Raw genomic sequence first — 19,502 nt, 5'->3', positions numbered from 1 at the left:
GTCAAAAAACGGCGGTTTCGGCGAGCGTGGACGGAATCGGTGAGTGAAACGAGACCTCGAGTCGGTAGCGGATCGGTAGCGTCCGGACTGTCCGTGGGGTGGGGCCGCCCCCGGGACGCGACCTACTTGCCCCAGAAGTTCTCGCGGCTGCCGAGCCGTTCGCGGTCGGGGCGGTCGCGGCGCCGGTCGCCCTCCTCGTCTTCGTCGGCGTCGTCGCCCAACTCCGCTTCGTCGCCGTCGCCGTCTTCCCCCTCCTCGCCGTCCGGATCGTCGGGGAGACGCTCGACGACGTCTCGTGCGGTCGCGTGACTCGACTTCACGCGGTGGATCCGGACCTCCGCGCGTGCCGGGGGGAGCAGGCCGTCGACGAGCACGATGAAGCCGTCGTCGGTGCGCCCCACGCCCGCGCCGCTCTCGTGGATGTCGTCGACCTCGACGACGACTTCCTCGCCGGGCTGGACCGGCTGCTGTTTCAGCTCGTAAATGGGCATGTCGTAGTGGTTACACCACTCCGCGCCGCCCTTGTTGCCGTAGTGTTGACACCCCATCCCCTCGATTCGTTCGTCGAAACTGGGGCAGTCGTCGGCGAGTGGACAGTCCGCCATACCGTAGGGGAGACCGGCCGCCGTTGTAAACGTTTTCGACTGGCCGGGCGAAAGTCCGACGTATCGGCGGCTCATCCGGCTAAGCGGTGGCTGAATCGGTCAGCCGGACTCGTTCCAACGCCGGGTCACAGAAACTCTCGGACCTCCGAGTACCACATGTCGTGGTGGTCGACTGCGTCGACTGCGTCCGCCACGTCGACCGCAATCGCGTGCCAGCACCGCTCGGAGGGGTCCTCGGCGTCGAGGTTGTACGTCGCGTCCGCGCAGGTGCACTCGCCCTCTTCGACGACGTACTCGTCGTCGTGGCCGACGACGACGGTGAAATCGCGGTAGCGTTTCACGCGCTCCTCGCCGACCGCCTCGATGGCGCGCTTCCCACGGTCGCCGTGCTCGTCGACGACGGCCGCCGCGATCGGGCCGGTGAGCTCCCCGGCCTCCGCGATCGCCGCGCGCCAGTCGTCGACCGGTTCCATGTCGCCCCTTTTTCGGGCGTTCGGTTAAACACCGTCGGTCAGGACGGGTCTGCGCGCCTCGACGCGGGTCTCACGCGCTACGCCCGCTGTCGTCCCCGTCGCTCCGTACACTAGTTGGTTATATGATAGCTGGGGCCGTATCATGAACGCATGCCAGAAGAACAACTGTTCAAGACCGAGGAAGCGCTCTCGAGAACGGAGATCGCCGACGAACAGCAGGTCGCGGTTCCGGAACGACCCCGATTCGAAGTCGAACTCGAACGGCTCACCGACTCGGAAACCGGCGAACAGCGGTACGAACTCGAGTACGAGATCCGGTGGACGAAGTAGCGCAGTCGCTGTGCCGCCCGTTATTTTCACCGTGCTATTTAACCGATCTCGAACCGCTGCGGCGATCGTTTATAAACGGGTCCGCTCGCGCTCGACGCCGCGCTACTCCAGAACGATCAGCACGTCGCCCATGTCGACGCTGTCGCCCTCGCCGACGTGGACGCTCGCGACGGCGCCGCCGCGCTCGGCGACCACGTCGTTTTCCATCTTCATCGCTTCGAGGACGCAGACCACGTCGCCGGCGGACACCTCGTCGCCCTCGTCGACGTCGACCGAGAGGATCGTCCCCTGCATCTCCGCCTCGATCGCCTCGCCGCCCTCGGCGATGTCGACGTCGTCGTCGCCCCCGTCGTCGGACTTCGCCTGCGGGGGTCGCTGCTGACCGCTGCTACCGCCGGTGCCGCCCTCCGGTACCGGAATCGCGGGCGCGCCGCGCTCTTCGAGTTCGACCTCAAAGCGCTTGCCGTTCACCTCGACGGTGAACTCGCGTTCGGACACCTCCTCGTCGCCGTCGTCGCCCGTCGACGACGACTCGGTGCCCCACTTCTCCTGTGCCTCTGCGACGAGCGCCTCGTCGAGTTCCTCGTCGAGGTACTTCGTGGTGTGGGTGCCTGCGACGAACCGCTCGTCGTCGAGCATGAGCCGGTGGAACGGGACGATGGTGACGACGCCGTCGAGTTCGTACTCCGCGAGCGCGCGCTTGGACCGAGCGAGACATTCCTCGCGGTCAGCGCCCCACACGATCAGCTTCGCGATCATCGAGTCGTAGTCGGTGACCAGCTCGTCGCCCTGTCGGAGCGCGTCGTCGACGCGGACGCCGATCCCGCCCGGCGGGTCGTACGTCTCCAAGCGCCCCTCGTTGGCGGGCTGGAAGTCGTTCGCGGCGTTCTCGGCGTTGATCCGGAACTCGATCGCGTGGCCGTCCAGCGACACGTCGTCCTGCGAGACGGAGAGCCCCTCTCCGGCGGCGACCCGGAGCTGTTCTTTCACGATGTCGATCCCCGTCAGCTCCTCCGTGACGGTGTGTTCGACCTGAATACGCGTGTTGACTTCGAGGAAATAGAAGGGGGTGTCCGGCCCGAGCAGGTCCGACGAGTCGCGGTCCACGTCCTCCTCGACGAGGAATTCGACGGTGCCGGCGTTGGTGTAGTCGGCGGCGGCGACGCCGCGACGGGCGGCCTCGCCGATCTCCTCGCGCAGTTCGTCGGACAGCGCGGGGGAGGGCCCCTCCTCGATCACCTTCTGGTAGCGGCGCTGGAGCGAACAGTCGCGCTCGCCGAGGTGGACCACGTCGCTCTCGTCGAGGGAGCCGTCACCCTCGGCGTCGTCTGCGACGATCTGGACCTCGATGTGGCGGGGGTTCTGTAGATAGCGTTCGAGGTAGACGGAGTCGTTCGAGAAGTACGCCTCGCCCTCGCGTTTCGCGGATTCGAGGGCCTCCTCGGCCTCGTCGGCGCTCTCGACGACTTTCATCCCGCGGCCGCCGCCGCCGCCCTCGGCTTTGATCGCGACGGGGTAGCCGTGTTCGTCGCCGAACTCGGTCACCGCTTCCACGTCGGTGACGGGCTCCGTCGTCCCGGGGACGATGGGTACGTTGGCGTCGTCCATCACGCGGCGCGCGTGGGTCTTCTCCCCGAGTCGCTCCATCGCGTCGCTGGCGGGGCCGACCCAGGTGATCCCGTCGGCGGCCTCGACGCGGGCCGCGAAGTCGGCGTTCTCGGCGAGGAAGCCGTAGCCGGGGTGGATCGCGTCGGCGTCGGCCGCCCGCGCGGCCTCGACGACGGCCTCCCCGTCGAGGTACGAGTCGGCCGCGCGGGCCGGTCCCACGTTGTACGCCTCGTCCGCGTGCCGGACGTGACCGCCGTGTTTGTCGGCGTCGCTGTAGACGGCGACGGTGTCGACACCCAACTCCGCACAAGCGCGCATCACCCGAACCGCAATCTCTCCACGGTTCGCGACGAGAACCTTGTCGAACATTCTTACACCATCATTCCACCATAACCCACCTCATTCTATCGGTCCGCGACGACGGTCGGTGACGACAGTCGTCGTACTCTGTCCGCGATCTCCGCGACCTCCCGAGATTGTTAAGAGCCTGCCGGCCGCCACATCCGGATATGCTCTCGCCAGGGAACCCCTACGTGTTGCCGTCGGTGTTGGTCGCGGCGGGCGCGTACCTCGCCGCGACCCTGCTGACCGACGCCTCGCTGCTCGTCCGGATCGGCGTCCTCGCGGTTCTCGCGGGCGTCGTGCCAGTCGGTCTCAATCGGCTTCTCGGCGGCGGCTCGACCGACGACTGGCGCGGGGAGTCACGCGAGGGAGCGGGGACAGGCGACGATGACGGTAGCGTCGACGAGTCGCGCGAAGCGTGAACGAGTCGGCTGTAGACACTGTCGATAAACGAGTCGGCTGTAGACACTGTCCATAGTTATATACTCGATCAGACGCATTCTCCGACGCGCCCTGCGAAGGGTTCGCGTGGCGGTCGGGCACCGGGTCCACCGGGACGTATCGGGTCCACCGCCGGGGGAATGCGCGTGACTCGACTCAGAAGCGGTCGGCGCGGCCGGCCGCGGTCCACGGGTCCGTCGGCGCGTCGACGGGGGCGCGGACCGATCGATTCTGCAGCCGATCGACTCGACCCGCGAACGCCCAGCGGTCGCCCTCCCAGTTCGGTTCGTCGTCAGCGGCGGCCGCGGCAGCCGCCGCGGCGCGCTCGCCGTCCCGAACGTGGGCCGCGACCGCGGCGGCGATGGCGGCGGCCTCCGCGTCGTCGGCGTCGTCCGCGATCGACAGCCCGTCGAGGGCGGTTACGGGCGCTTCGCGGCCCTCGACGTCGTCAGATTCGGATGCGTCTGTCGCCATCAGATCGGGATGTTACCGTGCTTCTTCTCGGGCACGTCCGAGCGCTTCCCCTTCAGCATGGTCAGGTCGTCGATCAAGCGCGCACGCGTCTCCGCGGGCTCGATCACGTCGTCGATGAACCCGCGGTCGGCGGCGCTGTACGGGTTCGCGAACTCCTCGCGGTACTCGTCGATGAGCTCCTGTCGGCGCGCGTCGGGGTCGTCCGCCTCGGCCAGCTCCTCGCGGTAGAGGACGTTGACGGCGCCTTTCGGCCCCATCACCGCGATCTCGGCGGTCGGCCACGCGTAGTTCACGTCGCCGCCGATGTGCTTCGACGACATCACGCAGTAGGCCCCGCCGTACGCCTTTCGGGTGATGACGGTGAGCAGCGGGACCGTCGCCTCTGAGAAGGCGTACAGCAGCTTCGCACCGTGGCGGATGATCCCGTTGTGTTCCTGATCGGTGCCGGGCATGAATCCGGGCACGTCCTCGAAGGTGAGAATGGGGATGTTGAAGGCGTCACAGAACCGGACGAATCGGGCGCCCTTCTGGCTCGACTCGATGTCGAGCGTGCCGGCGTTGACACGGGGGTTGTTGGCGACGATTCCGATCGAGTGGCCGTCGAGTCGGCCGAATCCGACGACGATATTCTTCGCGAAGTTCTCCTGCACCTCGAAGAAGGAGCCCTCGTCGACGACGCTGCCGATCACGTCCTTCATGTCGTACGGCTTCCGGGGGGCGTCGGGGACGATATCGCCCAACTCGTCGTCGGCGCGCTCGGGGTCGTCCCACGGCTCGACGCGCGGGGGATCCTCGACGTTGTTGGCGGGGAGATACGACAGGAGGCGGGCGATGCCGTCGAGTGCCGCCTCCTCGCTCTCTTCAGCGAAGTGCGCGACGCCGGAGGTCGAGGTGTGGGTGACCGCGCCGCCCAGCTCCTTGAAGCTCACCTCCTCGCCCGTGACGGTCTCGATGACGTCTGGGCCGGTGATGAACATGTGCGAGGTGTCCTTGACCATGAACGTGAAGTCCGTGATCGCCGGGGAGTACACCGCGCCGCCGGCACAGGGGCCCATGATCGACGAGATCTGCGGGATCACGCCGGACGCCTCCGTGTTGCGCCGGAAGATCTCCGCGAAGCCGCCGAGCGATGCGACGCCCTCCTGAATGCGAGCACCCGCGGAGTCGTTGAGTCCGACGACGGGCGCGCCCACGTCCATCGCCTTGTCCATCACCTTGCAGATCTTCTCGGCGAACACCTCGCCGAGCGATCCGCCGAAGACGGTGAAGTCGTGCGCGAAGACGAACGTCTTCCGCCCGTTCACCTCGCCGTAGCCGGTGACGACGCCGTCGCCGGGGATCTCTTCCATGCCGAACTTGTGGTTCCGGTGGGTGCGGAATCGGTCGAACTCGTGGAACGTCCCGTCGTCGAGGAAGTAGTCGATGCGCTCGCGCGCGGTCATCTTCCCCCGCTCGTGTTGGGACTCGATCCGGTCCTCGCCGCCGCCGAGCGCTGCCCGCTCGCGGCGCTCCCGGAGATCTTCGATACGGTCGTCCATCGTCACGCCGGACCACCCTGAGTCATTACCTCATGGGTCGATGAGCGGCATCAAAAGGGTTCCCCTATGCGACGTTTTCGCCTTCGACGCGTGTCGATCCGTGCGCTCGTATCGCCACCGCTCCCGATCGGTGGCCTCCGCTCTCGACTGGCCGCACGCGCCCTGTCGGCGGTTCACACGCTGACCGGCGGTTCGACGCTTTTAAATCTCCGATGGACCACTTTCCGGTGAGACAGGCTTCGCCTGTTTCACTGACCCGTAGGAGCGACCTGCGTACTACGGAGGTGAAAATGGCAGACACAATACAAGAGGCCGTAACCCTCGCACTCGACGATGCGCCCGAGCGGAACTTCCGCGAGACCGTGGACATCGCGATCAACCTGCGAGACCTCGACCTCAACGATCCGTCGAACCGCATCGACGAGTCCGTCGTGCTGCCGGCTGGAACGGGGCAGGAGACACAGATCGTCGTCTTCGCGGAGGGCGAAACCGCCGTCCGCGCTCAGGAAGTTGCTGATCAAGTGCTTGACAGCGACGACCTCGAGGACCTCGGAGACGACGACGACCGCGCAAAGGACCTGGCCGACGAGACCGACTTCTTCGTCGCAGAGGCCAACCTGATGCAGGACATCGGTCGGTACCTCGGTACCGTCCTCGGTCCGCGCGGGAAGATGCCTACCCCACTACAGCCGGACGACGACATCGTCGACACAGTCAACCGGATGCAAAACACCGTGCAGCTTCGGTCGCGCGACCGGCGCACATTCCACACCCGTGTCGGTGCCGAAGACATGGGCCCCGACGCGATTTCGGACAACATCGACGTCATCATCCGACGACTCGAAGCGAGCCTTGAGAAGGGGCCGCTCAACATCGACGGGATCTACGTGAAGACCACGATGGGTCCCGCCAGGGAGGTGCCCGTATGAGCTCGGTCCGCAAGACCGAGACGATCCCGCAGTGGAAACAGGAGGAGGTCGACGAGCTCGTCGACTTCATCGATTCGTTCAACTCCATCGGGATCGTCGGCGTCTCCGGCATTCCGAGCCGCCAGCTCCAGGCCATGCGCCGCGAGCTGCACGGCTCCGCGGACGTCCGAATGAGCCGCAACACGCTCACCGTCCGCGCGCTCGAAGCGGTAAACGACGGCGTCGAAGAGCTGACCGGGTACGTCTCCGGTCAGGTCGCGCTCATCGGCACGAACGACAACCCGTTCGGCCTCTTCAAGCAGCTGGAAGCCTCGAAGACCCCCGCCCCGATCAACGCGGGCGAGGTCGCCCCCAACGACGTCGTCATCCCCGAGGGTGACACGGGCGTCGACCCGGGACCGTTCGTCGGCGAGCTCCAGACCGTCGGCGCCGCCGCGCGCATCCAGGACGGCTCGATCAAAGTCACCGAGGACTCGAAGGTCCTCGAAGAGGGCGATGTCGTCGACGACGACCTCGCGAACGTCCTGACCGAACTCGGCATCGAGCCGAAGGAAGTCGGACTCGACCTCAAGGGCGTCTACTCCGACGGCGTCCTGTTCGAGCCGGACGAACTCGAAATCGATGTCGACGAGTACGAGGCGGACATCCGCTCGGCGGCCGCCGCCGCGCGGAACCTCTCCGTCAACGCCGCGTATCCGACGGCCGCCACCGCCGGCACCCTTCTCGCGAAGGCGTCCGGCGAGGCGAAGTCCGTCGGGCTGTTCGCGGAGATTGAGAGCCCGGATGTCGTGCCCGACCTCATCGGGAAGGCCGACGCCCAGCTCCGCTCGCTCGCGGCCCAGATCGACGACGAGGAGGCGCTTCCCGAGGAGCTGCAGGGCGTCGAAGCCGCCCCGGCTCCCGAGACGGACGACGCCGACGAGGAGGAGGAGGAACAGGCGAAGGAAGAAGACGAGACGGACGACGCTGAGACGGCCGACGACGACGCCGACGATGACGACGGCGACGACGGCGGCGAGGGTCTCGGCGCGATGTTCGGATAACACCACGAGGACACAACAATGGAATACGTTTACGCTGCGCTCATCCTGAACGAGACTGGCGAAGAGATCAACGAAGACAACGTCACCGGCGTGCTCGAAGCCGCCGGCGTCGACGTCGAGGAATCCCGCGTCAAGGCGCTCGTCGCCGCGCTGGAGGACGTCGACATCGAGGAGGCCATCGAGACGGCCGCCGCGGCTCCCGCCGCCGGCGCCGCCGCGGGCGGCTCCGCGGACGCCGCTGAGGCCGACGAGGCCGACGACGAGGCCGACGACGAGGAGGACGCCGCCGAGGAAGCGGCGGACGACGACGACGACGAGGACGAGGGCGACGGCGGCGAGGGCCTCGGCGAGCTCTTCGGCTAACGCCGGACGACCGCCGAGACTTCGACCGCGTCGACCGCTCTCTCAACACCCGATTTTTATCGAACTCCGCTATCCGAAGTGATAACGCCGTCCGCGAGTTTATATATCGATCTCGGAAACGGAGACGTAATGAATATCGTCGACGGCGATAAGATCGAGTGCGATCGATGCGACTCCGTGTTCCCGATTGAGGACGTCTCGCTGCTCGAGAAGGAGACGAACCGCGACTACGAGCGGGTGCTGTGTGAGGACTGCTTGGGTGCCGTCGGAGTGCCGAAGGGATACACGCTCCGCCGTGACATCAGTCACTTGGCCGGGTGAGCCGGGAGGCCGGGAAGCCGTACCGGTCGCAGTCCGCGACGCTCCGCCCCGGGCGGACCGACTCCGCGTAGACTGCTTCGACGACGGGCTCGTGGGCGCCGTAGTCGGCGTTCGTGGGATAGTCGGCGACGGAGCGCCCCTCGTCGGTCCGGTAGGCGTCGGCTCGCTCGGTCGTGACCGCGACGACGACGAGCCGCTTTCCCGTCTCGCGGTCGCGGACGATCGCTCCCGGTTCGAGGGCGTGTCGGTCACAGAGGTGTGTCCCGCCGGCATCGAACGGAACGAACGTCTCCGCGCCACAAACCGCGCAGACGCCGACGCGCTCGTCGGGGGCGGGGACGGCCCCCGCGGTCACCTCCATCGCGACGCGGCGGAGGTGCTTACAGCGCGAGCCGCGGATCGCGTGGTCCGGACAGGTGCAGGTGCCGGCGTCGAGCGCGACCACGTAGGTGCCGCCGTCGGTCTCGACGACGTATCGGCGGTCGCGGAGCGGGCGAATCGTCATCTCCTCTGTGGCGGCGCGCGCGGATCGGTCGTCGGGCTCGCCGGGCCCGCCGGACTCGCCCGACGATGTCGACGCCGCTAACGACACCGTCGCGGATGACTCTCGCGCCGGGCTCGGTTCGGGGGCTGCTGACGCGGGTGTGTTTCGGATGTGCGTCATAAGTGACCGCGAGGGGGACCCTCGCTTCACGTCGAGATAGAGGACGGAAACGGATAAATTCGCCGCCGAAGCGGGTTGAGAGGTCGATATCTCGTTCTCGGATCGAGAGCGGTGGTCGGACCGCACCGGTCTCGCCGCCCCCATCGAAGTCCTTTTTTAGCGGCGACGGAAACTCGCGGGCATGGAAATCGACGCGGAGCTTCGTCGGCAGATCGCGGTCTCTATGGCGGCGGCCGCGGTCTTCGTCGCCGGACTGATCGGGATCGGGGTCGCGTTCGGCGGTCCCGAGGGGTTGCCGGAGACCGGTGCGATCGCCCTCGTCGCGTTGCTCACCGCGTTCGTGCTGTTGATGGCGCTCGTCGGCGCATACCTCATCCGCGCGGGCGACGACGACGACGCGTAGAACGACTACTCGCTTCGGGCTTCTGCCGCGGTCGCGTTCTGCTCTCTCCAATCGGTGATCTCGTCGGCGTCGGCCACGCGCGTCTCGTAGTACGCGAGCGGGTCGGCCGCGACCTGCATGTGGTCGTCTTCGTTGTGACAGATCCCGTAGTTCGCCAGCGTCTCGCAGGTCGGCGGCGGGTACTGGCTCCCCCGGTCGTCGCTCAGATACTCGGTCTGGTACCGGATTCCCTCGGCGTCGAGGCTCGTGTCGGCGCAGAACGCGACCACCTCGTCCGGACTCATGCCGATCCCGACGAGGAACGCCATCAGCGCGAACGACTCCGGCGGGGTGAGATCCGTACCGCGCTCAGCCTTGTCGATCAAGTTCTGCATGCACGGCGGGAACAGGTCTGGCGCGATCACGTCGACCGGGCCGGCGTAGGTTCGCTCGGAGAGCAGTCGCTTGAGGTCCGCGACGCCGGACTCGAGCTCGGCGGCGATCCCCTCGCCGGCCGCCAGCTCGAACGGGAGCCCCTCGTGGACTCGGTCCTCGACGGCGGCTTCGAGCGCGTCGAGTAGCTCCTCGCGGGAGACGCGCACCTCGCCGTCGGCGAGCGCGCGGTTGACGAGTCGCCACGACTCGCCCCACGAGGGCGACGTGAGCCGGAGGTACGGCCCCACGGCGATCCAGTAATGGTCCGGGTCGCGGTCGGAGCCGGAGGTGGCACCCGTCGCGGTCGCACCGCCGCCTCTCGGGCTCTGTCGGGTGGATTCCGCTCGGACCGCGTCTGCGAGGCCGAACTCGGCGAGTACGTCGCCCAGCGCGACGGTTGGCGTCGACATCGACCGCAGCTCGTCGTCGGTCGCGAGGTCCTCGCGGATCCGATCGATCGCGGTCGCGGCCTCGGCGGCGGCGTACTTCTCGATCGCGGGTTCGGAGTCCAAAAGCGAGACGAGGATCCGCGCGATCGGGTACGAGAGCAGTTCGGCCTGCGCGTCGTAGGCCGACTCGGCGGGAAAAACCCCGCTCTCGGACGTGACAGTTCCCTCCATCAGGGCGCGCTCCACGCGTTCGCGGGCGCGCTCGACTGCCGGCGCGTCGGCCGCGACGAGCTCCGGTAGCGACACCGCGGCGTCGGCGACCGCCTCACGGGCGGTCGCGAAGAACGGGTACTTGGCGTCGAGCGCGTCCATGTCCGGGCCGAGGTAGCAACGGGCGGCGAATAAGCGGTGCGGTCCGCGGCGGCGCGAACCGGTGTCTCCGGCGCGGCCTTATAACTGCCCGCGGAGGTAGTGCCCGAGAATCCCGCCGACGATCCCGGACCCCAGGGTGTAGGCCGCGGCGAGGCCGACCACGAACAGCGCGATGACCCCGAACTCCGCGGGCGCTCCGGCGAACCCGAGGACGAACAGCAGGAAGAACACGACGGCCGCGAACGGCAGCGTCATCACGACGCCGGCGACCGTCCCCGTCTTGAGCGCGTCGCTCGACCGGCCGCCGCAGAGATAGCCGGCGATCCCGCCGCCGAGGACGGTCGCGAAGGGGACGAACGACAGCACCGAGCCGGCGATCCCGCCGACGAGCCCGTAGACGAGTACGTCGCCCAGATCTGCGGCCGTGTCGTCTCCGGGTGCGAGGAAGCCGTTCGAGGGATCGACTCTCGCGTCTGGAGATGCGTCGGGAGCGGCGGTGTCGCCGGTGGAGGCAGTTTCGCCGGTGGAGGCAGTGTCGCCAGTCGAGACGGTGTTATCGGTGCGGACGGTGTCGTCGGCGGAGACGGTGCCGTCAGTGGAGGACGTGTCGTCGGGGACCATCTGCTGATTACTCCTCGCCGTCGACCGTCTCGTCGGCACCAAGCTCTTCGGTGGCGGCGCCGGGCGCGTTCGACTTCACGCTGTTGAGCCCCTGTTTCGCCTTCTGCTTGGAGGCGTACCCCTGTCCGCTGTCGGCGATGACGTTGCCGTTGTCGTGGACGAGCCGCCAGCGGTGGTCGTCCGCTTTGTCTCTGAAGACCTCGAAGGTCGCGTTGCTCCCTCCTTCGTCGGGCGCCTCCTCGTCGCGGGAGACGTCGATCACGTGGGCACCGGGCGCGTTCCGCTGGACGCTCTCGATCCCGAAGTTGGCGTCGCGCTTGTCGGAGTACCCGCCGCCGCCGTCGGCGATGATGTTTCCGTTATCGTGGACGAGCCGCCAGCGCCACTCGTCGGCGTTGTCTGCGTACAGCTCGAAGGCCCCCTTGCTCGCGGCGGCCTCCTCGTCGATCTCGCCCTCCGCTTCCGGCCACTCCATCTCGACCTCGAAGTGGACCGTCCCGTCCCGGCGTTCGAGTTCGACTTCGACCTCCTGTTCAGCCGCCGGGCCAACCGTCACCGTACCGGCGTCGTCGACGGGGACCGGCTCCCCGCGACCGAGGGCCTGCGCGATGCGTCGGAAGTAGGTGGCGAGGGCTTGTCGACTCCGTGACTCTCGTGACTCGTGAACCGTTTCTTCGGGCATACGAGAGTCACGTCACGGCGAGCGCACAAAACGCTATGGCCGATCTCGGTCACTCAGGATTCACTTATAAATCGACGTGCCGGTGGCGCGCCCCGGTGAGCGGCCCACGGGCCGCTCACCGACGGTGCGAGGGACGCGGCGAGCGCTGGCAAGCGCGAGCCGCGAGGCTGGGGAGGTATGAGGCTGCGGTGCTGTGCGGGGTGGGACTCAAAGGGGCAGCCGGCGAGGCGGGCGCAGGCGTTCACGAGAGCGGAGCTCTCGTGAGCCAATCAGAACGCTTCGCGTTCTGATGACGACGTAAGCACCGCAGCGAAGGAGCGGTAGCGACTGAGCGAGGAGCGCAGCGAGCGTGCGCCCGCCTCGCCGGCTGGGGCTTTGGAGGTGTTCGTCGTCGACTCAGCACTAACCGTTTATAAGCGAGCAGCTGGGGATTTGGCGGCATTCACCGCCGATCCGGTGTCAGCCATTTATAAGCGAGCGACAGGGGGTCGACAGTGGTCTCCACAGAGTACCTGATCACGTCTATCTGCGACCGATCGAACACCGCCAGTCGCACCTGCGTCTCGATCGATCCCCATCGCGTAGGGGCTCGGGCGGGTTCGAACCTCACTCACTCCGCTCGCTTCGCTCGCTCCGTTCCCTGCTTCGAACCCGCCCCGCCATACCTGCGGCTCGCGGATTGCTCGCCACAGGTATGGGCTCGGGCGGGTTCGAACCGGAATCAGACGTGCTCGCTCACTGCGTTCGCTGCGCGCGACTGATAGGGTTCGAACCGCGCCCTCAAACAGTCACAACGACGCCGCTCACGAGTTGTTCGCGGCGCCGATTAGTGGGCTCGGGCGGGTTCGAACCGCCGACCTCAGCCTTGTAAAGGCCGCGTCATAACCAGCTAGACCACGAGCCCTCAGGGTTGTAAACCCGCCGGGAGCGGAAAACGGTTTCTTTCTGCGGCGCGAGAAGCGACCGTGAACCGCCGTCTCCTCGCGATCGCCGGCGCCCTCGCCGCCCTCACCCTCCTACTCACAGTCGCAATCGCGACGACCCCGAGCCTGCTGATCGCTGGCTACGACACCGCGACCGTCGAGGCCGTCGACGGCGAGACGGGCGAGTCGCTCGCGACCGTCGAGGCGCGTGTCGCCGACAGCCTCGCGAAACAGTACGTCGGGCTCTCCGCGACCGACGAGCTCGCCGCCGACGAGGGAATGCTGTTCGTCCACGACGAGACGGGCGAACACGCCTACGTGATGCGGGACATGGCGTTCGGACTCGACATCGTCTTCGTCGCTCCGAACGGGACCGTCACCGAGATTCACGAGGCAGCGCCGGACTCGCGCCCGTACACCCGCTACCGGGGCACGGGGCAGTTCGTCCTCGAAGTGCCGCGCGGGTGGAGCGAGCGCAACGGCGTTGAGCCGGGCGACCGGCTCGTCTTCGAACTCGACTAATTCGCGACGGCCCCGCTCCTCCGCGACGAAACCGATTTGCCCCTCGCGGGCGTCACTCAAGCTATGACCGACCTCCCCCGCCGGATCGCGTGGAACGTTCGCCACCGCTGGCGGCGGATCTTCGTCCTCCTCGTCGTCGGCGCCGGCGCCGCCGCGCCGCTCGTCACCGGGCTCTGGTGGTCGCTGCCGCTCGTCTGGTTCTTCGGCCTGTTCGTCGCGCTGCCTGTCCTCCACACGCTGACAAAGCCAGTGCCCGACGCGGACGGCGACGGCGGTGACGCCGACGCCCCCGACGACCCCGCGCTCCGCGCGATCCGCGAGCGCTACGCCCGCGGCGAGATCGACGAGCGCGAGTTCGAACGGAAGCTCGACCGGCTCTTGGAGACCGAAGACGCCGAGACCGTGGACCGCAACGACCCCGAGGACATCGCCGACCGCGTTCGCGACGGCCTCCGACGCGAAGTCGAGCGGGTCCGAGAGTGACCCCGGCCCCGATCCCGAGCGCGACCGCCACCGCTTTGGGCGGCACTAGCGAGAGGATCTGACGTGTTCGTGGACGCGCTCCGGTACCCGCTCGCCGATCGGACGCGGTTCGACGGAACCGCGAAGAGCTTGGCGTCACTCCTGCTCTGCGGAGCGCTGATCCGGTTTTCGGCCCGCCTTTGGCCCGATTGGTCGTTAGTGGTGCCGCTCGTCGTCGCCGTTGCCCCGCTCCTCGCGTGGCTCGGCCTCCTCGGCGGCGTCCTCGCGGGCGACGGGTTTCCCCCGCTGGCGACGACTCTTACGGGACGGCTCGCCGGTCGGCTGCTCGGCGTCGCCGCCGTCTATCTCCTCCCCGCGGCCATCACCGTCGCTGCGGCCGGCTACGTCGTCGCGAGCGGGACGGTTCCGGACGCGTTGGGCGGCGTGACCCTCGCGATGCTCGCGACGGTCGCGCTGCTCGTCACGGTCGTCTGCGGGTACCTCTTTCCGGCGGCGGCCGTCGTGGGCGTTCGAGACGGGCTCCGTGCGGGCCTCCGCCGGGACGCGCTCCGCGGTACGGCGTCGAGTACGTACTTCCTCGCCTGGGTGGGCGCGACAGTCCTCGTCGTCGTCGCGTGGAGCGCGCTCGCGGCGACGACCGCACAGAGCGTCGCCGCGCTCCTCGCGCTCGGGTGGTGCGCCTACGCCCACGTCGTCGCCGCGGCGCTCCTCGCCGAGGGGGTCGATCGAACCGCCTACTGGTGACGGCGATTCAGAAAAGGAAAACGCACGAACCGGTGGGCGACCCGATCAGGTCAGGTCGATCTGATCCGCGGCGTCCTCCATCGACCGGTTGTGAAGCGCCTCGCCCGTGACGCGGTCGAAGAGGTGGATCGCGTCCTCCGGGATCTGTGCAACCACCGAGTCGCCCTCGCTGACCCGCGTGAACCCGTCGATCGTCGCGACGAGCGTCGCGGCGGTCTCGGGGTCGGCATCGGGATCGAAGTGGAGGTACACCGTGTTCTCGTCGCCCATCGGTTCGACGACGTCGACGGTCATCTCGAACTCGTGTGCGTCGCTCTTCCGCTTGACGAGCTTGATCGCCTCGGGACGGATCCCCAACACGAGGTCGGTCGTCTCTCCGAGGTCCACGCGCACGTCGTCGTCGATGGGATACTCGAAGACGTCGCCGACCAGCCGGTCGCCGTCGAGCGTCACGTCGAAGAAGTTCATCGAGGGCTCGCCGAGGAAGCTCGCGACGAACTGGTTGGCCGGCTCGTGGTAGCACTTCAGCGGCTCGGCGATCTGCTGTAGTTCGCCACCGTCGAGGATGGCGATCCGATCGCCCATCGTCATCGCCTCGGTCTGATCGTGGGTGACGTACACCGTCGTCACGCCGAGGTCGTTCTGGAGCCGCTGGAGCTCCGTCCGCATCTCCGCGCGGAGCTTCGCGTCGAGGTTGCTGAGCGGCTCGTCCATTAAGAACACCTCGGGGTCGCGGACGATGGCGCGGCCGAGCGCGACGCGCTGCTGTTGGCCACCGGAGAGGTCGCTCGGCTTTCGATCGAGCAACGGCGAAATACCGAGCATTTCGCCGGTCTCGGACACCATCCCGTTGATTTCGTCGTCGGAGAAGTCTGTCGACTCCTCTAATCCGAACGACATGTTCTGCCGGACGCTCATGTGCGGGTACAGCGCGTACGACTGGAACACCATCGCGATGTCCCGGTCCTGCGATTTCACGTCGTTAACGACGCGATCGTCGATGCTGAGCGTGCCGGCGGTGATCGTCTCCAAGCCGGCGATCATCCGGAGCGTCGTGGACTTCCCGCAGCCGGACGGACCGACGACGACGAGAAACTCGCCGTTGTCGATCGACATCGACACGTCGTCGACCGCGACGATCTCCTCGTCGCCGTCCTGGAACGTCTTCGTTATCGAGTCAAGTTCAAGCGTTGCCATATCTGTGTGTTGTGGTCGGTGTTGTGTGGTCGTTCGCGCGCCGCGCCGCGTCGCATCCCGGACGTCCTCGCCTCGGACGGGTCCCGCCGCCGGACTGAGTTGGCGTGCGGGTCACGCCGCCACCCCCTCGGCGAACTCCTCGCCGAAGATGATGTACACCGCGAGCGTCGGCAGCGCCGCGAAGAACGCTCCGGCCATCCGGAGCGCGAAGTCCTGCCCCTCCAGCGAGCTCCCGAGTCCCGCGAGGATCAACACGACGGGCGCCGCGGGGCTCGATTCCGTCGAGACGATCACCAGCGTAAAGAGGAGATCGTTCCAGATCTGGGTGAACTGATAGATCAAGACGACGGCGAACATCGGTCCCGAGAGCGGGAGGACGATCCGTCGGTACACCCGGCGGAGCGTCGCTCCGTCGAGACGGGCCGACTCGATCATCTCGTCGCTCATCGTCTTGTAGTACGTCCGGAACAGGAGCGTACAGATGGGGAGCCCGTACGCGACGTGGGTGACCACCAACTCGATGATGCCGACGTAGTCGTCGTCGATCCCGAGTGACCAGACGAACCACAGTACCTCGTCGAGCTGAACCCACTGCGACCAGAACTGGGTCAGCGGGACCAGCACGGCCTGGTACGGGATGAAAATCCCGGCGACGATGAGCATGAGTACCACCGCCTTGTACGACTTCTTCCAGGTCGGGATCGTCAGGCCGTACGCCGTGACGCTCCCGATGAACGCCGAGATGACCGTCGCGGGCACGGCGTACAGCAGGCTGTTCCCCATCCCGCGCAACAGGACGTCGATCGCCGTCCGCCACTTCTCGAACGTGAGCCCGGACGGGCCGGGCGGGGCGAACGGCGCCGTCTGGATGATTGCAGTGCCAGTCTTGAACGACGTGACCAGGCCGGACTCGATCGGAACGAGGTAGAACGCCGCCGCGAGTGTCAAGACGATGTACAGGCCGAGGTCCTCGACCGTCAGCTGATCGATGGTCCGGCGCAGTCGCGCCGTCCTTGTCGTCGCGCCGCCGTCGGTTCGAGGTTCTGGGTCACTCATAGGTTGTCCCTCCGGTATTCGTACACGAGGTAGGGGCCGATGACGCTGAGCGCCATCCCGAACAGGACGATGGCGATCGCCGACCCGTACGCCCAGTTGAGATTCGCGTACGCCTCACGCACCATCTTCGTCGCTAAGATGTCGGCGCCGTTCGGCGGCCGATAACCCCCCGACAGCGAGTAGAGGAAGTCGAAGGCCTTCATCCCGAACACCATCAGCACCACGGCGGCGCTGATCGTCGCGCCCTTCAGCTGGGGAATGATCACGCGCCAGTACATCTTCAGGGCCGACGCGCCGTCGACCGTGGCCGCTTCGTAGTGCTCTGTCGGAATGGCTCGGAGCCCGGCGAGGTACACGACCATCGCGTACCCCGAGAACTGCCACATCAGCGCGAAGATGACCGCGTAGAGGACGATATCTTGGTTGCCGAGCCAGTTGACCGGACCGAGTCCAAACGTCCCGACGACGCTGTTGGCGATCCCACGGTTGTAGTTGTAGATCCACAGCCAGAACTGGGCCGTCACCACGAACGAGAGGCTCATCGGCAGGAGGTAGATCGTCCGGAACGTGTTCTCGAACCGGATCCCCCTATCGATCAGGATCGCGAGTAAGAGCCCGACTACGAGCGTCCCTGCGGTGAACGCGATAAGCAGGATCAGCGTGTTGACCGCGGCGTCGATGAATCCGGAGTCCGCGAGCGCCCGCGTGTACATCCCGAAGTCGAGATTCGAGTAGTCCGGCGCGTTCTCGAAGCGCTGGTAGTCGGTCAGCGAGATCAGCAGGTTCCAGATGATCGCACCGTAGACGAACAGCCCCATCAGCAGGAACGGGGGGAGCCAGAAGACGGACGACTCCATGAAGTCGCTCCCGAAGCGCCGGTCCAGGGCCGCCTTGAGACGGGCCGCCCGGTCCCGATCCGGTTCCGGCGCCGGGTCGGTGTCGGAGCTATCGCTCACGACCCCGCCGTCCGTTCGGACCTCGCTGTCGTCGTCCCGCGACGAGGGACTGATCGTCCGGTGCAATCGACGGTAAAAATCGAGCATCGCGCGGAGTTCAGTTCGACACCGCGTCCAGGAAGCCCTGGGTCGCGGCGTCGACGTCGTACGGTCCGGTGAAATCCGAAGAGATGACGTCGTTGAGCGCCGTCATCGTCTCGGAGGGAACACCGAGGCCATGCTGGAGGTTCGGCGGCCGGTACTCCGCGTTTGCGAAGTCCTCGGCCGTCTCCTGGAGGTACGGACCGAACTCGTCCATGCTCACGTCGGTCCGGGTCGGGATCGAGCCCTTGTACTGGTTGAACGCGACTTGGGCCTCCGGACTGCCGGCGAACGCCGCCCAGGTCTTCGAGGCCTCCGGCGTCGGGTTGTCCGACGGGTAGAGGAACGAGTCGAAGTGGAGCGTGTACATCCCTTCCGTGCCGGGGAACGTCTTGAAGCCCCAATCGTCCCCGTACTCGAAGTCCTCGGCGTTCCGGAACGCGCCCGCCGCCCAGTTACCCTGGTGGATGAACGCGGCGTCGCCGTTGATGATGTTCTGGTTCGACTCGGTCAGCCCGATCGAAGAGGCGTCGTCGCTGATGTAGTTCTCCAGCATCTCTGCCGTGGTCTCGAACGCCGACCGGACGGCGCTCTCGTCGCCGTTCCCCTCGAGGAAGTCCATGTACGGCTGGTAGCCGTTGACGCCGAGCATCACGGCGCCCCACAGCTGTGTCGTCGTCCAGGTACCGGCCATCCCGTGGGTCATCGGGATCGCGTCCGTCTCGGTGGAAACCGTCTCGAAGGCATCGATGAGCGCCGAGGGGCTGTTCAGCGACTCGACGTCGATCCCCGCGTCCTCGACGACGGAGACGTTGTAAAAGAGGCAGTTCAGTCGGTGGGAGCCGAGCGGGACGGCGCGGTAGCTGCCGTTCTGCTGGTGGAGCTCGACTGCCTCATCAACCATCGCGTCCTCGAAGCCGTTTTCCTCCCAAACGTCGTCGACGTTACCGAGGACGCCCTGATAGCGGAGGAGGTTCGGGCCGGGCCAGTTAGCGAACGATCCCGGCGGATCGTCACTCTGGAGTCGGTTCGCCACGACGGCGTCGAGGTTCTCGTTGCCGCCGCCGCCGATGGGATTCATCTGGAGGCCCGTGTCCGGATACTCCTCGTTGAACGCCTCTTCAAGCGCCTCGGCCGCCGTGGCGCCGTCGCCGCCGGTCCAGCCGTGGAGCACCTCGACCGGGTCGCCGGAGCCGTCGCCGCCCCCGGAACAACCCGCGATCCCTACGGTCGCAAGGGTGCCGGCGCCGGCCACATAGTGGCGACGGGTGAGTCTACTCTCCGAGTCGGCACTGTTGTCACGTGACATGTACTTGGGGATTCGGATGCACCATACTTAATGATTGATGTTCATTTACTCAAATCCCTATTAATAAACACGGTCCGTGTCAGTGCGCCGTAGGAGGCTTCTACGCGGTAAATTGGAAATATGGGTACGGATCGAGTCCCGTCGGCGACCGACTTCTAGACGACTTGTCAGGGGGCGATCGTAACGAATTGTCGTCGATCGTCGCTGATACAGATGTGA

At 66.8% G+C, this 19,502-nt stretch carries 23 protein-coding genes and 1 tRNA gene; 10 read left to right on the top strand and 14 right to left on the bottom strand.

From position 1 onward, the window contains the following. Positions 1 to 122 precede the first annotated feature (122 nt). Together ACNS88_RS09350 and ACNS88_RS09345 are read right to left on the bottom strand one after the other, a co-directional pair. On the bottom strand, positions 123 to 605 hold the full coding sequence (locus tag ACNS88_RS09350) for a TRAM domain-containing protein (RefSeq protein WP_435096308.1): 483 nt from the start codon (positions 603 to 605) through the stop codon (positions 123 to 125). A gap of 125 nt (positions 606 to 730) precedes the next feature. Continuing rightward, positions 731 to 1,078, bottom strand: a complete 348-nt coding sequence (locus tag ACNS88_RS09345) for a hypothetical protein (RefSeq protein WP_435096305.1) — start codon at positions 1,076 to 1,078, stop codon at positions 731 to 733. 150 nt (positions 1,079 to 1,228) lie between these two features. On the opposite strand from ACNS88_RS09345, the gene ACNS88_RS09340 reads away from it, so the two are divergent. Next, positions 1,229 to 1,408, top strand: a complete 180-nt coding sequence (locus tag ACNS88_RS09340; RefSeq protein ID WP_435096302.1) for an amphi-Trp domain-containing protein — start codon at positions 1,229 to 1,231, stop codon at positions 1,406 to 1,408. A gap of 102 nt (positions 1,409 to 1,510) precedes the next feature. On the opposite strand, the gene ACNS88_RS09335 is transcribed toward ACNS88_RS09340, so the two are convergent. Beyond that, positions 1,511 to 3,385 (bottom strand): acetyl-CoA carboxylase biotin carboxylase subunit, encoded by a 1,875-nt coding sequence (locus ACNS88_RS09335; protein WP_435096299.1) that lies wholly within the window; start codon positions 3,383 to 3,385, stop codon positions 1,511 to 1,513. Between the two features lie 140 nt (positions 3,386 to 3,525). Here ACNS88_RS09335 and ACNS88_RS09330 point away from each other — a divergent pair, with 140 nt between their 5' ends. Then, complete coding sequence (locus tag ACNS88_RS09330) at positions 3,526 to 3,780, top strand: DUF7987 family protein (protein WP_435096296.1); 255 nt, start codon at positions 3,526 to 3,528, stop codon at positions 3,778 to 3,780. 175 nt (positions 3,781 to 3,955) lie between these two features. On the opposite strand, the gene ACNS88_RS09325 is transcribed toward ACNS88_RS09330, so the two are convergent. Both ACNS88_RS09325 and ACNS88_RS09320 read right to left on the bottom strand, forming a co-directional pair. Then, positions 3,956 to 4,273, bottom strand: a complete 318-nt coding sequence (locus ACNS88_RS09325) for a DUF8022 family protein (RefSeq protein ID WP_435096293.1) — start codon at positions 4,271 to 4,273, stop codon at positions 3,956 to 3,958. Continuing rightward, positions 4,273 to 5,811: an acyl-CoA carboxylase subunit beta gene (locus ACNS88_RS09320; RefSeq protein ID WP_435096290.1), complete on the bottom strand. Its 1,539-nt coding sequence runs from the start codon at positions 5,809 to 5,811 to the stop codon at positions 4,273 to 4,275. The genes ACNS88_RS09325 and ACNS88_RS09320 overlap by 1 nt, the downstream gene beginning before the upstream one ends. 290 nt (positions 5,812 to 6,101) lie before the next feature. On the opposite strand from ACNS88_RS09320, the gene ACNS88_RS09315 reads away from it, so the two are divergent. From ACNS88_RS09315 to ACNS88_RS09300, 4 genes are all read left to right on the top strand, one after another. Beyond that, positions 6,102 to 6,740: a 50S ribosomal protein L1 gene (locus ACNS88_RS09315; RefSeq protein ID WP_435096287.1), complete on the top strand. Its 639-nt coding sequence runs from the start codon at positions 6,102 to 6,104 to the stop codon at positions 6,738 to 6,740. Continuing rightward, positions 6,737 to 7,783, top strand: a complete 1,047-nt coding sequence (locus ACNS88_RS09310) for a 50S ribosomal protein L10 (RefSeq protein WP_435096284.1) — start codon at positions 6,737 to 6,739, stop codon at positions 7,781 to 7,783. Before ACNS88_RS09315 ends, ACNS88_RS09310 begins: the two co-directional genes overlap by 4 nt. A gap of 18 nt (positions 7,784 to 7,801) precedes the next feature. Next, positions 7,802 to 8,146: a 50S ribosomal protein P1 gene (gene rpl12p / locus ACNS88_RS09305; RefSeq protein WP_435096281.1), complete on the top strand. Its 345-nt coding sequence runs from the start codon at positions 7,802 to 7,804 to the stop codon at positions 8,144 to 8,146. Between the two features lie 129 nt (positions 8,147 to 8,275). Beyond that, on the top strand, positions 8,276 to 8,467 hold the full coding sequence (locus ACNS88_RS09300) for a hypothetical protein (protein WP_435096278.1): 192 nt from the start codon (positions 8,276 to 8,278) through the stop codon (positions 8,465 to 8,467). Here the strand turns inward: ACNS88_RS09300 and ACNS88_RS09295 are convergent. Continuing rightward, positions 8,448 to 9,131, bottom strand: a complete 684-nt coding sequence (locus ACNS88_RS09295; protein ID WP_435096275.1) for an SWIM zinc finger family protein — start codon at positions 9,129 to 9,131, stop codon at positions 8,448 to 8,450. The two genes, ACNS88_RS09300 and ACNS88_RS09295, sit on opposite strands and share 20 nt — an antisense overlap. Positions 9,132 to 9,312: 181 nt before the next feature. Here ACNS88_RS09295 and ACNS88_RS09290 point away from each other — a divergent pair, with 181 nt between their 5' ends. After that, positions 9,313 to 9,534, top strand: a complete 222-nt coding sequence (locus ACNS88_RS09290) for a DUF7472 family protein (protein ID WP_435096272.1) — start codon at positions 9,313 to 9,315, stop codon at positions 9,532 to 9,534. 5 nt (positions 9,535 to 9,539) lie between these two features. Here ACNS88_RS09290 and ACNS88_RS09285 read toward each other — a convergent pair whose 3' ends face one another. The 4 genes from ACNS88_RS09285 to ACNS88_RS09270 form a co-directional block, all read right to left on the bottom strand. Then, positions 9,540 to 10,709 carry a DNA primase gene (locus tag ACNS88_RS09285; protein ID WP_435096269.1) on the bottom strand — a complete coding sequence of 390 codons (1,170 nt, stop codon included), beginning with the start codon at positions 10,707 to 10,709 and terminating at the stop codon, positions 9,540 to 9,542. Between the two features lie 78 nt (positions 10,710 to 10,787). Further along, positions 10,788 to 11,330, bottom strand: coding sequence for a DUF5518 domain-containing protein (locus ACNS88_RS09280; protein ID WP_435096266.1), 543 nt, complete (start codon positions 11,328 to 11,330; stop codon positions 10,788 to 10,790). Between the two features lie 7 nt (positions 11,331 to 11,337). Beyond that, the gene (locus ACNS88_RS09275; protein WP_435096263.1) at positions 11,338 to 12,012 is read right to left on the bottom strand and encodes an HVO_2922 family protein; all 675 of its coding nucleotides are present in this window, start codon (positions 12,010 to 12,012) and stop codon (positions 11,338 to 11,340) included. An 830-nt stretch (positions 12,013 to 12,842) separates the two neighbouring features. Next, positions 12,843 to 12,916: transfer RNA gene (locus ACNS88_RS09270), tRNA-Val, on the bottom strand. A gap of 61 nt (positions 12,917 to 12,977) precedes the next feature. Between ACNS88_RS09270 and ACNS88_RS09265 the strand changes: the two genes are divergently transcribed. From ACNS88_RS09265 to ACNS88_RS09255, 3 genes are all read left to right on the top strand, one after another. Further along, a complete protein-coding gene (locus ACNS88_RS09265) occupies positions 12,978 to 13,457 on the top strand; it encodes a DUF192 domain-containing protein (protein ID WP_435096260.1) in 480 nt (159 codons plus the stop codon). Positions 13,458 to 13,520: 63 nt separating this feature from the next. Then, positions 13,521 to 13,940 (top strand): SHOCT domain-containing protein, encoded by a 420-nt coding sequence (locus ACNS88_RS09260; RefSeq protein WP_435096257.1) that lies wholly within the window; start codon positions 13,521 to 13,523, stop codon positions 13,938 to 13,940. 63 nt (positions 13,941 to 14,003) lie between these two features. After that, positions 14,004 to 14,684: a hypothetical protein gene (locus ACNS88_RS09255; RefSeq protein WP_435096254.1), complete on the top strand. Its 681-nt coding sequence runs from the start codon at positions 14,004 to 14,006 to the stop codon at positions 14,682 to 14,684. Positions 14,685 to 14,729: 45 nt separating this feature from the next. Here the strand turns inward: ACNS88_RS09255 and ACNS88_RS09250 are convergent, their stop codons facing one another. The 4 genes from ACNS88_RS09250 to ACNS88_RS09235 form a co-directional block, all read right to left on the bottom strand. Then, a complete protein-coding gene (locus tag ACNS88_RS09250) occupies positions 14,730 to 15,881 on the bottom strand; it encodes an ABC transporter ATP-binding protein (protein ID WP_435096251.1) in 1,152 nt (383 codons plus the stop codon). 111 nt (positions 15,882 to 15,992) lie between these two features. After that, positions 15,993 to 16,937 carry a carbohydrate ABC transporter permease gene (locus ACNS88_RS09245; protein ID WP_435096248.1) on the bottom strand — a complete coding sequence of 315 codons (945 nt, stop codon included), beginning with the start codon at positions 16,935 to 16,937 and terminating at the stop codon, positions 15,993 to 15,995. Then, entirely contained in the window at positions 16,934 to 17,959 is a 1,026-nt protein-coding gene (locus ACNS88_RS09240; RefSeq protein ID WP_435096556.1) for a carbohydrate ABC transporter permease, read from the bottom strand. Before ACNS88_RS09240 ends, ACNS88_RS09245 begins: the two co-directional genes overlap by 4 nt. Positions 17,960 to 17,990: 31 nt before the next feature. Then, the gene (locus ACNS88_RS09235) at positions 17,991 to 19,148 is read right to left on the bottom strand and encodes an ABC transporter substrate-binding protein (protein WP_435096553.1); all 1,158 of its coding nucleotides are present in this window, start codon (positions 19,146 to 19,148) and stop codon (positions 17,991 to 17,993) included. Positions 19,149 to 19,502: the final 354 nt, after the last annotated feature.

The sequence above is a fragment of the Halorubrum shenae genome, from assembly GCF_051194165.1.
Lineage (GTDB): Archaea > Halobacteriota > Halobacteria > Halobacteriales > Haloferacaceae > Halorubrum.
The sequence above is the reverse complement of the archived record's forward strand: the minus strand, read 5'-3'. Positions and strand labels throughout refer to the sequence as shown.

Excerpts from the sequence above, each read along its gene's own strand:
- ACNS88_RS09350 (WP_435096308.1), bottom strand. The coding sequence starts at position 605 with ATGGCGGACTGTCCACTCGCCGACGACTGCCCCAGTTTCGACGAACGA.
- ACNS88_RS09345 (WP_435096305.1), bottom strand. The coding sequence starts at position 1,078 with ATGGAACCGGTCGACGACTGGCGCGCGGCGATCGCGGAGGCCGGGGAG.
- ACNS88_RS09340 (WP_435096302.1), top strand. The coding sequence starts at position 1,229 with ATGCCAGAAGAACAACTGTTCAAGACCGAGGAAGCGCTCTCGAGAACG.
- ACNS88_RS09335 (WP_435096299.1), bottom strand. The coding sequence starts at position 3,385 with ATGTTCGACAAGGTTCTCGTCGCGAACCGTGGAGAGATTGCGGTTCGG.
- ACNS88_RS09330 (WP_435096296.1), top strand. The coding sequence starts at position 3,526 with ATGCTCTCGCCAGGGAACCCCTACGTGTTGCCGTCGGTGTTGGTCGCG.
- ACNS88_RS09325 (WP_435096293.1), bottom strand. The coding sequence starts at position 4,273 with ATGGCGACAGACGCATCCGAATCTGACGACGTCGAGGGCCGCGAAGCG.
- ACNS88_RS09320 (WP_435096290.1), bottom strand. The coding sequence starts at position 5,811 with ATGGACGACCGTATCGAAGATCTCCGGGAGCGCCGCGAGCGGGCAGCG.
- ACNS88_RS09315 (WP_435096287.1), top strand. The coding sequence starts at position 6,102 with ATGGCAGACACAATACAAGAGGCCGTAACCCTCGCACTCGACGATGCG.
- ACNS88_RS09310 (WP_435096284.1), top strand. The coding sequence starts at position 6,737 with ATGAGCTCGGTCCGCAAGACCGAGACGATCCCGCAGTGGAAACAGGAG.
- rpl12p (WP_435096281.1), top strand. The coding sequence starts at position 7,802 with ATGGAATACGTTTACGCTGCGCTCATCCTGAACGAGACTGGCGAAGAG.
- ACNS88_RS09300 (WP_435096278.1), top strand. The coding sequence starts at position 8,276 with ATGAATATCGTCGACGGCGATAAGATCGAGTGCGATCGATGCGACTCC.
- ACNS88_RS09295 (WP_435096275.1), bottom strand. The coding sequence starts at position 9,131 with ATGACGCACATCCGAAACACACCCGCGTCAGCAGCCCCCGAACCGAGC.
- ACNS88_RS09290 (WP_435096272.1), top strand. The coding sequence starts at position 9,313 with ATGGAAATCGACGCGGAGCTTCGTCGGCAGATCGCGGTCTCTATGGCG.
- ACNS88_RS09285 (WP_435096269.1), bottom strand. The coding sequence starts at position 10,709 with ATGGACGCGCTCGACGCCAAGTACCCGTTCTTCGCGACCGCCCGTGAG.
- ACNS88_RS09280 (WP_435096266.1), bottom strand. The coding sequence starts at position 11,330 with ATGGTCCCCGACGACACGTCCTCCACTGACGGCACCGTCTCCGCCGAC.
- ACNS88_RS09275 (WP_435096263.1), bottom strand. The coding sequence starts at position 12,012 with ATGCCCGAAGAAACGGTTCACGAGTCACGAGAGTCACGGAGTCGACAA.
- ACNS88_RS09260 (WP_435096257.1), top strand. The coding sequence starts at position 13,521 with ATGACCGACCTCCCCCGCCGGATCGCGTGGAACGTTCGCCACCGCTGG.
- ACNS88_RS09250 (WP_435096251.1), bottom strand. The coding sequence starts at position 15,881 with ATGGCAACGCTTGAACTTGACTCGATAACGAAGACGTTCCAGGACGGC.
- ACNS88_RS09245 (WP_435096248.1), bottom strand. The coding sequence starts at position 16,937 with ATGAGTGACCCAGAACCTCGAACCGACGGCGGCGCGACGACAAGGACG.